General features: G+C 64.9%; 9 protein-coding genes. 3 read left to right on the plus strand and 6 right to left on the minus strand.

Annotation, left to right across the window (positions count from 1 at the left end; genetic code table 11):
- The first annotated feature begins 184 nt into the window (after positions 1-184).
- Positions 185-2,272, plus strand: a complete 2,088-nt coding sequence (locus BW992_RS10350; protein WP_076406142.1) for a mechanosensitive ion channel family protein — start codon at positions 185-187, stop codon at positions 2,270-2,272.
- 36 nt (positions 2,273-2,308) lie between these two features.
- Here BW992_RS10350 and BW992_RS10355 read toward each other — a convergent pair whose 3' ends face one another.
- The gene (locus BW992_RS10355) at positions 2,309-6,622 is read right to left on the minus strand and encodes a DEAD/DEAH box helicase (RefSeq protein ID WP_072458879.1); all 4,314 of its coding nucleotides are present in this window, start codon (positions 6,620-6,622) and stop codon (positions 2,309-2,311) included.
- 325 nt (positions 6,623-6,947) lie between these two features.
- On the opposite strand from BW992_RS10355, the gene BW992_RS10360 reads away from it, so the two are divergent.
- Positions 6,948-7,832 (plus strand): sugar nucleotide-binding protein, encoded by an 885-nt coding sequence (locus BW992_RS10360; protein ID WP_072395531.1) that lies wholly within the window; start codon positions 6,948-6,950, stop codon positions 7,830-7,832.
- Positions 7,825-8,754, plus strand: coding sequence for an NAD-dependent epimerase/dehydratase family protein (locus BW992_RS10365; protein ID WP_072395542.1), 930 nt, complete (start codon positions 7,825-7,827; stop codon positions 8,752-8,754). The genes BW992_RS10360 and BW992_RS10365 overlap by 8 nt, the downstream gene beginning before the upstream one ends.
- A gap of 84 nt (positions 8,755-8,838) precedes the next feature.
- Here BW992_RS10365 and BW992_RS10370 read toward each other — a convergent pair whose 3' ends face one another.
- From BW992_RS10370 to BW992_RS10390, 5 genes are all read right to left on the minus strand, one after another.
- Positions 8,839-9,537, minus strand: coding sequence for an OmpW/AlkL family protein (locus BW992_RS10370; RefSeq protein WP_072395544.1), 699 nt, complete (start codon positions 9,535-9,537; stop codon positions 8,839-8,841).
- A gap of 183 nt (positions 9,538-9,720) precedes the next feature.
- On the minus strand, positions 9,721-10,239 hold the full coding sequence (locus BW992_RS10375; protein WP_072395546.1) for a DUF3299 domain-containing protein: 519 nt from the start codon (positions 10,237-10,239) through the stop codon (positions 9,721-9,723).
- 11 nt (positions 10,240-10,250) lie between these two features.
- On the minus strand, positions 10,251-11,516 hold the full coding sequence (locus BW992_RS10380; protein ID WP_072395549.1) for an ABC transporter permease: 1,266 nt from the start codon (positions 11,514-11,516) through the stop codon (positions 10,251-10,253).
- Between the two features lies 1 nt (position 11,517).
- Complete coding sequence (locus BW992_RS10385) at positions 11,518-12,228, minus strand: ABC transporter ATP-binding protein (RefSeq protein ID WP_076406144.1); 711 nt, start codon at positions 12,226-12,228, stop codon at positions 11,518-11,520.
- A 131-nt stretch (positions 12,229-12,359) separates the two neighbouring features.
- Entirely contained in the window at positions 12,360-12,944 is a 585-nt protein-coding gene (locus tag BW992_RS10390; RefSeq protein WP_072395553.1) for a DUF2796 domain-containing protein, read from the minus strand.
- Positions 12,945-13,068: the final 124 nt, after the last annotated feature.

The raw sequence follows: 13,068 nt of genomic DNA on the forward strand, positions 1-13,068 counted from the left end.
TTATCCCCGCTGCGCCGCGAGGCACGCCTTATAGGGCTGCTGCGCAGCGGGGATGAATCCCCTCGCCAAAGGATCTGGTCTTGACTGAAGTCCCGGAGGCTTTCCCGATTCACCCGGCAAAGCGAACTTGCCGGCTCGTTTTGAATCAGTTCCTTACCAATCCCGTGTGAAGGAGCCTCGCGTTTTGTCTCGATTGAGCACTGCCTTGCTGCTGGTCCTGTCGCTGCTGACGGGCGGTATTGCCCACGCTGCGGCCGCCGCGCCTGCCGCATCGGCGCCCAGTGAGGCCTCCGCCGAGCCCGAGCCACTGGTGCAGGGCGGTTTACTGGGCGCCATCAGTTCGAGCATCGACGATGTCCAGGACAAGCTCGACCTCAACCAGAGCCTGATCGATGCCTGGCGCCTGCGGGCGGACCGAGCGGCGGACGAAGTGGACAGGCTGGTGGACCAGACCGCCCGGTCCTCCTGGCGCGTGGCGGGGGATTTCCTGTTGCTTTCCGGCGTCTGGCTGGGTGCCTTTGCGCTGATCTGGGCCGGGGCCCGGCTGCTGCTGCGCCATCTGGGCCATCGTCGTTGGCTGCGCAGCCGGCAACGGATACGGGACCTGCTCGGCTACCTGCTGCCCTACACCGTGCCGGCGCTGGTCTGCCTGCCGCTGACCCTGTATGTCAGTCACTTCCTGCAAGTTTCGGTCGGGCGTGCCCTGGCCCTGTGTTTTGCCTATGCCACCAGCAGCGGGATCTTCTCCACCTCGGTGCTGCTCTGCGTGATCGTGATGTTCAATGCCGGCCACAAACGTCGGGCGGTGTCGATCATTCGCCATTTCATTCCCCGTCCGTTGTTCCTGTTCGGTTTCCTCGCCGCCCTCAGCGATGCACTGACCAGTCCGCAGATCGCCCGGCAACTGGGGGGCAACATCACCGCCAGCGTCGCGGTGTTCACCGGGCTGTTCGCCTCGGTGCTGTTTGGCTGGCTGGTGATCCGCATGCGCCGGCCCGTGGCGCATCTGATTCGCAACCGCCCGCTGGCCCAACGCTTGAAACAGCCGGCCCTGCAGGAGTCGCTGCGGGTTTTTTCCGGGCTGTGGAACTGGCCGATATTGCTGATGGTGCTGGTCTCGGCGGTGAGCCTGATCGGCGTGGGCGAGGATAACCAGAGGGCCCTGCGCTGTGCGTTGTTCACCACTATCCTGCTGATCGCCACGGTATTTCTCAGCACCGTGTTCCAACAGGTGTTCAAGTCTCCCAAGGCCGAAGCCATCCAGCGCAACAGTGCCTACAAGGGCCGGTTGTTGAGCCTGTTGCATGCCTTGCTGCGGATTGTCATGGCGGTGGCGTTCATCGAGATCCTCGGCAGGATCTGGGGGCTTTCGTTGTTCGAATTCGCTTCGCGCAATGCCGTGGGGCGGGCGATCAGCGATTCCTTGAGTCGCATCGGGTTGATCCTGCTGGTGACCTGGCTCATGTGGGTGGTGCTCGATACGGCCATCCAGGAAGCCCTGAAACCGCCGCTCAACAAACGTGGGGCGCGCCAGCCCAGTACGCGGGTCAAGACCATCCTGCCGCTGTTGCGCAACGCGGCGAAAATCATCCTGGTGGTGATTTGCGCAATCACCACCATGGCCAACCTGGGTATCAACGTCGCCCCGTTGCTGGCCGGTGCCGGGGTGGTGGGGTTGGCGATCGGTTTCGGTTCGCAGCAATTGGTGCAGGATGTGATCACCGGGCTGTTCATCATCATTGAAGACACGCTGTCCATCGGCGACTGGGTGGTGCTCAGCTCCGGCCACGCCGGCACCGTCGAAGGCCTGACCATCCGCACCCTGCGCCTGCGCGACGGCAAGGGGTTCGTGCACTCGGTACCGTTCGGCCAGATTAAGGCGGTGACCAACCAGTCCCGGCAATTCGCCTTTGCATTTTTCTCGGTGCAGTTCACCTACGACACCGATGTCGACCAGGCCATCGAGCTGATTCGCGAGGCCGGGCGTTCGATCGCTGAAGATCCGTTTCTCAAGTTCAACCTGCAAGGGCCGCTGGATGTGTTCGGCGTGGACAAGATGGACCTCAACGGCGTGGTGCTCACGGCGCAGTTCCGCACGGTCTCCGGCGGGCAGTACGCGGTGAGCCGCGCGTTCAACCATCAATTGAAGAAGCTTGTGGATAACCACCCGGCGGTGCACTTTGCGCAGACTTATCCACAGCAGGTGATGATGCCCAAGCGATTCGTGGAAGAGCCGAAAGAGGGGGAGCAGGTGCCTGATCAATCTCGGTAGTGGGTGAGGTTCGGGCGGGGGCCCGTCCAGACACCCTCAACCTTTCTGAATAAGCTTGTTCCGGACCTCAGCCATCCCTTGAGCATCCAGCTCCATCCAAAGATGCTGCTTGCCGGCGATCTGCGCCGCTACCGGCAGCCCATCCAGATACACCAGCCGATTACTCGCCAGCGCCGGTACTTTCGCCCCTGGCAGCAGGGTGCCGGCCAGGTTCAATGGGTCGACCCCGCACACGGCGATCAGGCTGCCGTCGGTGGGGCGGCGGCGCACTTCGCGCAGCAGCGGGATGGCTTCCGGCAGGGCGAATTGCTCGCCTGCCAGGCCGCTGACGAAGCGCCCGCCGCGAATTTCCCCGCGGGCTTCCAGGCGATGGAACGTGCGCAGCAGCTCGCGCCAGCTCGGCAGCCAGTCGGCTTCGCGCTCCAGCATGCGCCAGAACACCACCCCGTAGCGGCGCAACAGGGTCATGGCGATGTGTTCCAGCGTCTCGGGCGGGGTCGATGCGGGGCGATTGCCTTCTTCGGGGGCGGGTTGGCTGCGGCGGAGCAGGGCCCAGCGGCCGGCGTCGTCCATGCCGCCGACAAACGCCCCGCGCCCACGCCGACTGCTGCGGGCCTGGCGTTTGCTGGCAGGGGTGATCAACGCCCGTAACCCGGCGAAACTGTCGGCGTTCACCAGTCCGGCGCCCACCAGCTCCTGCAAGGCGATCTCCAGTTCACTGCGCAACAGATGCGCTTCGTGCAGCAGTTCGTCGAAGAACAGGGCGCCGTGCTCGCTGAGGGCCCGATGGACCTTTTGCGTCTTCAGGGACAGTTCGCCGGGGGGCGTTTGCTCGGCCAGGCCACTCCACAGGGCGACCCGGTTGCGCGGCAGCAATACGATCGGCGTGCTGCGCAGGGCGCCGGCCGATGGTTTCTGCCGGGCATTGAGGCGCGTCCACACCAGTTTGCCGCTGCGACACAGTTCGTCGAGCCAGGTGGGCGAATAGTCCTTGATCCGCGCCGGCAGCAGCTCACCGTCCCAGGCCGAGGCGGCGGCCGGGTAGCCTTCGAACTGACCAACGATCGACGGCAGGACGGCCGCGCCCCGGCCCTGGGTGGCGGGCGACAGGTGTTGCCAGTCGAACAAAAAGCGCATGAAGTCCTTAAGCGACACCGGTTCGATTTCCCGGCGCAGACGCTTGACGGTATAGCGATGGATGCGCGCCAGCAGGTGTCGCTCGCACCATTGCTCCTGCCCGCCACCCGGTGTGAACCGCCCCCGCAGCACGTAGCCTTGCTGTTCGAGTTGCGCCAAGGCCTGGGTGACCTGTGGCGTCGACAAGCCCAACGGGTAAGCGATGGCCATGAGGGGCTGCGGACCGAAGGCGCTGAGGCGAGCGCGGAGCAGTTCCACCACGGCCTCGTCGGGATCCCAGGCTTCGTCGAAACCGGCCAGGGGAGTCAATGGCGGTTGCCATGAAGCCTGTGGATAAATCGCCTGCAGGCAGGTCAACCGTTCCAGGGGCAGCCACAGGCCGCGTTCGGTGCTGAGCTGAATGTGACAGGCGCGACCGCTGTCGGCCAACGTCCGCAACCAACCCGGCCATGAGGCATGGGCGGTGGCTTCGTGGTCGGCGATACAGGCCAGGCTCATCAGCGTTTCATGCATTTCATCGACAGTGGCCGGTGTCGGCCAGGCTTCGTCCTGGACGGCCTGGATGGCCTCGGCGTCCAGCGCGCCAAGGTCATCGGTGGACTGTGGGTCGCTCCAGCGGCGATTGATCACCGCCTGGGTGCGACGCTCTTCCAGCGGTGCATCGTCGAGGAACGTGTAGGGCCGGGCGCTGAGGATTTCCGCCGCCAGGGGCGAGGGGGCCGGCAGGTCCCGGCTGATCAGGCGGATTTCCCCCGCTTCCATGCGTCGCAACAGTGTCAGCCAGCCTTCGCTGTCCATGGCTTCATGCAGGCAATCGTCGAGCGTCTGTTCCACCAGGGGATGATCGGGGATCTCCCGTTCACCGGCGAGGTTTTCCAGGCAGGCGATCTGGTCGGGAAACACGCTGGCGATCAGGTCTTCGCTTTTCATCCGCTGGATCTGCGGCGCGACCTTGCGCCCGCCGGTGTAGCGCGGCAAGGCCAGGGCCACGCCGGCGTTCCAGCGCCAGCGCACGCCGAACAATGGCGCATCCAGCACGGCCTGGACGAGGACCTGCTCGGCGCTCTGGCTGTTGAGGTAGCGCCAGACCTCGTCCAGCTCGAAGCTATGACCGGTGGACAGCGAAAGCACGATGGCGTCTTCGCTGGCGGCGGCCTGCAGCTCGAAATTGAAGGTGCGGCAGAACCGCTTGCGCAGGGCCAGGCCCCAGGCGCGGTTGATGCGGCTGCCGAAAGGGCTGTGGATGATCAGTTGGGTGCCGCCGGACTCGTCGAAAAAGCGTTCCATCAGCAAGGTGTCCTGGGACGGCAAGGCGCCGAAGGCCAGCCGGGCCGGGGCCAGGTAATCCACCAACTGCTCGGCGCTGGCCTGGTTCAACTGCAGGGTGCCGGTCAGCCAGTCCAGGGCCGGTTGCAGATTGCCCGGCGTCGCGCCCAACAGACGGTCGAGCTGAGCCTGCAGGCGCGCCACCGCCATGGACAGCTCGGCGCTGCGCCCTGGCGCTTCGCCGAGCCAGAACGGAATGGTCGGGGGCTGGCCCTGGGCGTCCTCGACCCGCACGCGGCCGGTCTCGACGCGAATGATGCGGTAGGACGTGTTGCCCAGCTGGAACACGTCGCCGGCGATGCTTTCCACCGCGAAGTCTTCGTTGACGCTGCCGATGTTCAACCCCTGGGGTTCGAGCAGCACGCTGTAGTCGGCGTTGTCCGGGATGGTGCCGCCGCTGGTCACCGCCGTCAGCTTGCTGCCCCGGCGCCCGCGCAGGGTACGGCTGACAGCGTCTCGGTGCAGGTATGCGCTGCGCACGCCCTGGCGGCCGTTGACGCCTTCGGCGAGCATCTGCAGCAATGCCTGGTAGTGCCCTTCGTCCAGGGCGGCGTAGGGCGACGCGCGACGGAAGGTCTCCAGCAGCGCCTGTTCCTGCCATTCCTGGCAACTGACCTCCGCGACGATCTGCTGGGCCAGCACATCCAGCGGCGCGGTGGGAATGTGCAGGATGTCCAGCTCGCCACGGCGCACGCAATCGAGCAGGGCGGCGCATTCGATAAGGTCGTCGCGGGTGGTGGCGAACAGGCGCCCCTTGGGCGTCCCTCCGACCTGGTGGCCGGAGCGGCCGACCCGCTGCAGGAACGCCGAAATCGAGCGGGGCGAGGCGATCTGGCACACCAGGTCGACATCACCGATGTCGATCCCCAGTTCCAGGGACGCGGTGGCGATCAATACCTGCAGTTCGCCGCGCTTGAGACGCTGCTCGGCGTCGAGGCGGAACTCCTTCGCGAGGCTGCCGTGATGGGCCGCCACCGCGTCCTTGCCCAGGCGTTCGCTCAGATGGCGACTCAGGCGTTCGGCCAGGCGTCGGGTATTGACGAACACCAGCGTGGTGCGGTGCTCACGGGCCAGGTCGGCGAGGCGGTTGTAGACCAGCTCCCACACATCGTTGGCCATTACCGCCGAGAGCGGTACCGGAGGCACTTCGATGCCCAGGTCCCGGGGGCGGGCGTGGCCGATGTCGACGATTTCACACGGGCGTCCTGCGCCCACCAGAAAGCGCGACACCGCTTCGATGGGTTTCTGCGTGGCGGACAGGCCGATGCGCACCAGCGGTTCGGCACACAACGCCTGCAGGCGCTCCAGGCTCAAGGCCAGGTGACTGCCGCGCTTGCTCGCCGCGATGGCATGTATCTCGTCGACGATGACCGTACGGGTGCTGGCGAGCATCTGCCGGCCCGAATCGGAGCCCAGCAACACATAGAGCGATTCAGGGGTGGTCACCAGGATGTGCGGCGCGGTCTTGCGCATGGCCGAGCGTTCTTTCTGCGGCGTGTCGCCGGTGCGCACGGCGGTGGTGATGTGCAGGGGCGGCAGGTCCATCCGCCGCAGTTGTTCGGTGATGCCGGCCAGTGGATTCTGCAGGTTGATCCGGATGTCGTTGCTCAGCGCCTTGAGCGGTGAGACGTAGACCACCAGCGTCTGGTCCGGCAGGCCGCCCTGTTCAAGGCCGCGATGCACCAGTTCATCGAGCACCGCGAGGAAGGCGGTCAGGGTCTTGCCCGAGCCGGTGGGCGCGGCCACCAGGGTCGAACGGCGCTGGCCGATCAGCGGCCAGGCCCGGGCCTGGGCGGCCGTGATCGCCGGGAATGTCTGGCTGAACCAGGCGCGGACGGCAGGGTGGAAGCCTGCCATGGCGTGGTCGGCGGCAAGGGGCAGATTCATGTGGCAGTTTATGCGGGCGCAGTGGGGAAGATGCAAGTACTGATACTGCGTCTGTGGCGAGGGGCAGTTATCCCCGCCGGGCTGCAAGACAGCCCCGGACGAATGGAATGGACCTGACCCGCCCGGGTGGCAATCAAAGGGGCCGCTTCGCAGCCCAACGGGGATAAATCCCCTCGCCACAGGCCAGCTACCAACCTTGTAGGATGCGATCCACACTTTACGGATGACGGTTGCGCACTAAACCCGCAAAATGCAAGGATTCCGACGACGCCCGTGGGCGTTGTCGACCAAATTCTTGTGCCAACAGACTGGGCCTGCTGACTTTATGCGAATGCGCCTTATGTTACTGGGCGGCGGAAATGCCCTTGGGCAGGCGCTGATTCGCCTCGGTGCGGAAGAAGACATCGGTTTTCTCGCCCCCCGCCCGCCCGAAGACGGCTGGGATGCCGCGAGCCTGACGCAGCTGCTCGACGACACCCGCCCGGACGCCGTGATCAACCTGGCGTACTACTTCGACTGGTTCCAGGCCGAGGCGGTGAGCGAACAGCGCCTGGCCAGCCAGGAGCGTGCCGTCGAGCGCCTGGCCGAGTTGTGCCAGCATCACAATATCGTCTTGCTGCAACCGTCGAGCTATCGCGTCTTCGACGGTTCCCGCGCCACCGCCTACAGCGAAAAGGACGAACCGGTGCCCCTGGGCCTGCGCGGCCAGGCACTGTGGCGGATCGAGCAGAGCGTGCGGGCCACCTGCCCGCAGCATGTGCTGCTGCGTTTCGGCTGGCTGCTGGACGACAGCCCCGACGGCATCCTGGGGCGCTTCCTGGCCCGGGCCGAACACCCCGAGGAATTACTGCTGGCCGACGACCGTCGCGGCAATCCAACGCCGGTCGATGACGCGGCGCGGGTCATCATCTCCGTGCTCAAGCAGCTCGACTGTGCGGCGCCGCTGTGGGGCACCTACCATTACGCCGGACACGAGGCGACCACGCCGCTGGCGCTGGGGCAGGCGATCCTGACCGAAGCCCGCGCCCTGCATCCGCTGGCGATCGAGTCGCCCACGCCCCAGGCCCACGCCGCACGGCCGGACGCCGCGGAAGAACCGCAGCACGCGGTCCTGGCCTGCAAGAAAATTCTGCATACCTTCGGGATCAAGCCCCGCGCCTGGCGCGCGGCCCTCCCGTCTCTCCTGGATAGGTTCTATCGTCATGGCTAAAGGCCCTGTTCTCATTACCGGCGGTGCGGGTTTCATCGGTTCGCACCTGACCGACGCGTTGCTCGCCCAGGGCCATTCGGTGCGAATCCTCGACGATTTGTCTACCGGCAAGCGCAGCAACCTGCCCCTGGACAACCCTGCCGTGGAGCTGATCGAGGGCGATGTCGCCGACGCGGCGCTGGTGGCCCGGGCCATGGCCGGTTGCAGTGCCGTCGCGCACCTGGCCGCCGTGGCCTCGGTGCAGGCTTCGGTGGACGACCCGGTGCGCACCCACCAGAGCAATTTCATTGGCACCCTGAACGTCTGTGAAGCCATGCGCCAGGCCGGCGTCAAGCGGGTGCTGTTCGCTTCCAGCGCGGCGGTCTATGGCAACAACGGCGAAGGCCAGTCCATCGACGAAGACACCCCCAAGGCGCCGCTCACGCCGTATGCCTCGGACAAGCTGGCCAGCGAGTTCTACCTGGATTTCTATCGTCGCCAGCATGACCTGGAGCCGGTGGTGTTCCGCTTCTTCAATATCTACGGCCCGCGCCAGGATCCGTCCTCACCGTATTCCGGTGTGATCAGCATCTTCAGCGAACGGGCGCAGAAAGGCCTGCCGATTACCATCTTCGGCGATGGTGAGCAGACCCGGGACTTTGTCTATGTCGAAGACCTGGTGGACCTGCTGGTGCAGGCCATCGAGAAAACCGAGGTTGAAGTCGGGGCGGTGAACGTGGGCTGGAACCAGGCCACGACCCTCAAGCAGATGCTTCAGGCGCTGGCCGCGGTGGTCGGTGACTTGCCGCCGATCAGCCATGGTCCGGCGCGTCCTGGCGATATCCGGCACTCACGGGCCGACAATCACCGGCTGTTGCAGCGCTTCCGCTTTCCCCCACAGACACCGATGAGCGTGGGGCTGGCTCGGCTGCTGGGCCGCTGAATGAGAAAAGGCGCCTTTCGAGGCGCCTTTTTTTTGTCACGGCATACGCTGTTGTGTGTTTTCAACTTGCCATCGTGCTGCAGGTCAGAACTTGTAGCCCAAGCCCACCATGTAGATCCATGGATCCACGTCGACGTTCACCTTGGCCCGGGTGCCGCCGGCCACGGCGTTGTTGTCGACATAGGCGGTAGTGTCGATGTCGATATAGCGAACCTGACCGTTGATCATGATGTTGTCGGTCAGCATGTAGTCAGCGCCCACCTGCCACGCCATGCCCCAGCTGTTGCTCGCGCGGAAGTTGCTGAAGCCGTTGGCGCTGGCTTCGCTGCCCACGTGTTCGTCGTAGATCCAGGTGTAGTTGATGCCGGCGCCGACATAAGGCTGGAAGGCCGACTTCGCGTCGAGCGGGTAGTAGACCAGGCTCAGGGTCGGAGGCAAGTGCTTCAGGGTACCGAGCTTGTTGTTGGCCGCGCCCAAGGCGGTGCCCTTGATCTTCACATCGTGCTCGAACGGCGACGCCGCCAGCAGCTCGATCCCCAGGTTGTTGGTGATCATGTAGGCGAAGTTCAGGCCCAGTTGAGTGTCGCTGCTCATGGTCGCCTTGCCGCCCAGGTCGGCACCGGCCAGCGGACCACGGTCGACCTTGACGCTGGAACTGTCGGCCTCCGGATTGACGGTGATGGCGCCGGCGCGAACGATGATATCGCCGGCCGTATGGGCCTGGGCGATGGGGGCAGCGAGTGCGAGGGCGACCAGGGAGGCGCTGAGCAAGGACTTGTGCATGGGGGCTCCAGAGAACATTTGAAATTGATGTCCTATGGTACGAAGGCGTCTGCCCCGGTCTTTTGACTCAGCTCAATGAGTCTTGGTCGATTAATTGACTCAGCTCAATGAAGTGATGATGAGCAAGCCTTGACGGCCCCATCGCGAGCAAGCTACCCGACGGACTGCACATCACCAGCCGATTCACTCCGGCAACTCATACACGTAGATCTTCTCGGCCTCCATCTGGTACCCGGCATCGGCCAGTTCACTGGTGGACGGCTTGACCTGCATCGGCCCTTCGACCCAATACGGCTGGTACAGCTCATCGAGCTTGACCCCGACTTCGCTTTTCACATGCACGATCTGGTTCGAGGGCGGAGGCGGTACATGGATGCAGGCGCCGAAATACGGCACCAGCAGGAAGTCCGTGGTCCGGCCTTCCTCGCTCACTTCCAGGGGCACGATGTAGCCCGGCAAACGAATCTGCTGGCCATCGAGTTCCTTGACCACCGGCGCATTGGGCATGTCCTGCCTGGCCGCCGGGGCGGATTCGGCGGCCAAGGCATCGCCCATCTGCGACAGGTCGTGCAGCGGGGTCATGTTCGGCACCTCGGGCGGTGCCCCGGCCGGGATCATTTCCGACCAGGCCAGGTCTCTCGGTTCGGCCGCCCACAGGGGCAGGGCGACCATCAGCAGCAGTGCAAGCACGGCGCGGGGCATGTTCAACGTCCTCATAAACGGATCGACAGGCCATCGGCCAGGGATTGGCGATAGGCGCGCCAGGCCGGCACGGTGCCCATCAGCAGGGCGGCGACCAGGATGCCAGCCATGAGCGTCCATTCATACTCGCTCGGCCAGGCCAGCGGCAGGTACAAGCCGTAGGTCGACTGCACGTAGCCCTGTGCCGCGGCAATGCCGACATAGAGCAAGACCAGCCCCGCGGCCACCCCGGCCAGCGCCAGGGCGAAGGCCTCGAGCACCAGCAGGCTCGCGATGTGCCACGGCCGGGCACCCACCGAGCGCAGGATCGCCATTTCCCGGCGGCGCTCGTTGAGGCTGGTGAGGATTGCCGTGAGCATGCCGATCAGGCCGGTCAGCACGACGAACAGGGATATCACGAACAGGGCCTTTTCCGCCGTGCCCATCAGGCTCCACAGCTCCTGCAACGCCACGCCGGGCAGGATCGCCAGCAGGGGTTCGCCTCGGAACTCATTGACCTCGCGCTGCAGGGCAAAGGTGGAAATCTTGTTGTTGAGGCCGAGCATGAACGCGGTGATCGCCTGGGGCGTGAGGTCCATGTTGCGAGCCTGGTCGGCGCTGATGCGACCGTTGCCCTGGGCCGGCACGCCATTCTTCCAGTCGATATGGATCGCCTCCATGCCGCCGAGGCTGATGTGCAGCGTGCGATCCACCGGAGTGCCGGTGCGCTTGAGGATGCCGACCACGGTGAAGGGCTTGTCGTCATGCTTGACCAGGCTGACTGTCGCCACGCCGTGGGCCAATACCAGTTTGTCGCCGAGCTTGTAGTGCAACGCTTCGGCCACTTCGGCGCCAAGCACCACTTCGAAGGGATCGGTGGCGAACGCCCGGCCATCGGCCAGCGCCAGGTGTTGCTGGCGGCCATACCGGTAATGCTCGAAGTAGGCCTCGGTGGTCCCCATGACCCGGTAGCCGCGATGGGAATCGCCCAGGGACATGGGAATGGCCCATTTGACCTTCGGATTGCTGGCGAAGTGTTCGAAGCTGTCCCAGCGAATGTTATTGGTGGCGTTGCCGATGCGGAATACCGAATACAGCAACAGGTTCACCGAGCCTGAGCGGGCGCCGACGATCAGGTCGGTGCCACTGATGGTGCTGGCGAAACTGGCGCGGGCCTCGGTGCGCACTCGCTCCACCGCCAGCAACAGGCAGACCGACAGGGCAATGGCAAAGGCGGTGAGGAACGCGGTGAAGCGGCGGTTCGCCAGGCTGGCCATGGCTAGACGGAACAGATACATCTCAGACCTCGAGTGGCTTGGCGGCGCGATTGAGATCGGCCAACGAGAGGTTGCGGTCGAACAGCGGCGCCAGGCTCCGGTCATGGCTGACAAACAACAGGCTCGACCCCGCTTCGTGGCATTCGGCGAACAACAGCCGCAGGAAGTTTTCCCGAGCATCGTGGTCCAGTGCCGAAGTCGGCTCGTCGGCGATCACCAGTTCCGGCTGGCCAATCAGGGCCCGGGCGGCAGCGACCCGTTGCTGCTGGCCGATGGATAATGAGTCGGCGCGGCGCCCGAGCAGGTCCGGATCGGCCAACCCCAGGTGCGTCAGCAGCGTAGCGGCGGCCTGGCCGACACTGCCATGGCGCTGCACGGCACGTTGCGCGCGCAACCGGGAAAAGTGGCAGGGCAGCTCGACGTTTTCCCGCACCGAAAGGAACGGCAGCAGGTTGAATTGCTGGAAGATATAGCCGGTGTGGTCCACCCGAAAGCGATCGCGGCTGGCGGCGCTCAGCGTGCTGAGCTCCTGACCGAGCAGGCGAATGCTGCCCCGGTCCGGTGTCTGTACTGCGCCCAGCAGCCCCAGCAGGGTGGTCTTGCCGCTACCGCTGGGGCCTTTCAGGAACAGGGTCTCGCCGGCTTCCAGGCGAAATGCCGGGATGTCCAGCAAGGGCGGATGTCCGGGCCAGCTGAAGACCAGGTCGGACAGTTCGATGAGAGCTTGGGTCATATGAAACCGGTCAGATCAAGGTGAACCCTGTGGGAGCGAGCTTGCTCGCGATGGCGGTGTCAGGCAGCATCCGTTCGGATGTGTCGGCCTGATCGCGAGCAAGCTCGCTCCCCCATGGGGTTTGCAGTGAATCAGAATTTCAGGCTGGCTGCCTTGGGCGTCAATTCCGCGCCTTGCTGGCCGCTCGGGCCGATCAGTTGTACCTGGATTTTCTGGGTGGCGGGGAAGATCTTGAACAGGGGCGCCAGGTCCAGGTGGGTCAGGGCGCCAGGCGCGACACAGGTGAACTGGTAACGGGCGTGGATCTCGCTGTGTTCGTGGTGCTCGTCGCCATCGTCGTCTTCGTCATGGCCTGCATGCTCCGGCTCGTCGCCGAACAGCGGGCTTTCCAGCTCCTGCTGGGCCAGGGAGCATTTGGCATCGGCCAGGTTGAACAAGGCCTGGGGCTTTTCCAGCTGGGCCCGGACGGCGGCGACCTTCTTCTTGTCGGCGTCGCTGGTGGCGGCATGTTCGAAGCCCACCAGGTTCATGGCCGGGCTGTCCAGGTCCAGTTCCAGGGTCTGGCCGTCCAGCACGGCGCTCAAGCGGCCGACCCCGTGTTCGTGGGCGCCGAGGCTGCCATGTTCATGGTCATGGTCGTGATCATGCTCGGCGGCCGCATGGGCGACAGCCAAAGGCAGCAGGGCAAACGGCAGGGCGAGAAGCAGACGGCGCATGACGAGTCTCCGGACAGGTGAATATGTGTTATGTAATCTTATAACGAAAGTGCGGAGAGTTTGACCGGCTGCTTGGCGTCGCGCAAGGCCCATGGGAGCATGGCAACATTAAATCTTCAGGAGC

The organism is Pseudomonas sp. 7SR1 (assembly GCF_900156465.1).
Taxonomy (GTDB): Bacteria; Pseudomonadota; Gammaproteobacteria; order Pseudomonadales; family Pseudomonadaceae; genus Aquipseudomonas.

Excerpts from the sequence above, each read along its gene's own strand:
- BW992_RS10370 (WP_072395544.1), bottom strand. The coding sequence starts at position 9,537 with ATGCACAAGTCCTTGCTCAGCGCCTCCCTGGTCGCCCTCGCACTCGCT.
- BW992_RS10390 (WP_072395553.1), bottom strand. The coding sequence starts at position 12,944 with ATGCGCCGTCTGCTTCTCGCCCTGCCGTTTGCCCTGCTGCCTTTGGCT.
- BW992_RS10365 (WP_072395542.1), top strand. The coding sequence starts at position 7,825 with ATGGCTAAAGGCCCTGTTCTCATTACCGGCGGTGCGGGTTTCATCGGT.
- BW992_RS10355 (WP_072458879.1), bottom strand. The coding sequence starts at position 6,622 with ATGAATCTGCCCCTTGCCGCCGACCACGCCATGGCAGGCTTCCACCCT.
- BW992_RS10360 (WP_072395531.1), top strand. The coding sequence starts at position 6,948 with ATGCGAATGCGCCTTATGTTACTGGGCGGCGGAAATGCCCTTGGGCAG.
- BW992_RS10375 (WP_072395546.1), bottom strand. The coding sequence starts at position 10,239 with ATGCCCCGCGCCGTGCTTGCACTGCTGCTGATGGTCGCCCTGCCCCTG.
- BW992_RS10380 (WP_072395549.1), bottom strand. The coding sequence starts at position 11,516 with ATGTATCTGTTCCGTCTAGCCATGGCCAGCCTGGCGAACCGCCGCTTC.
- BW992_RS10385 (WP_076406144.1), bottom strand. The coding sequence starts at position 12,228 with ATGACCCAAGCTCTCATCGAACTGTCCGACCTGGTCTTCAGCTGGCCC.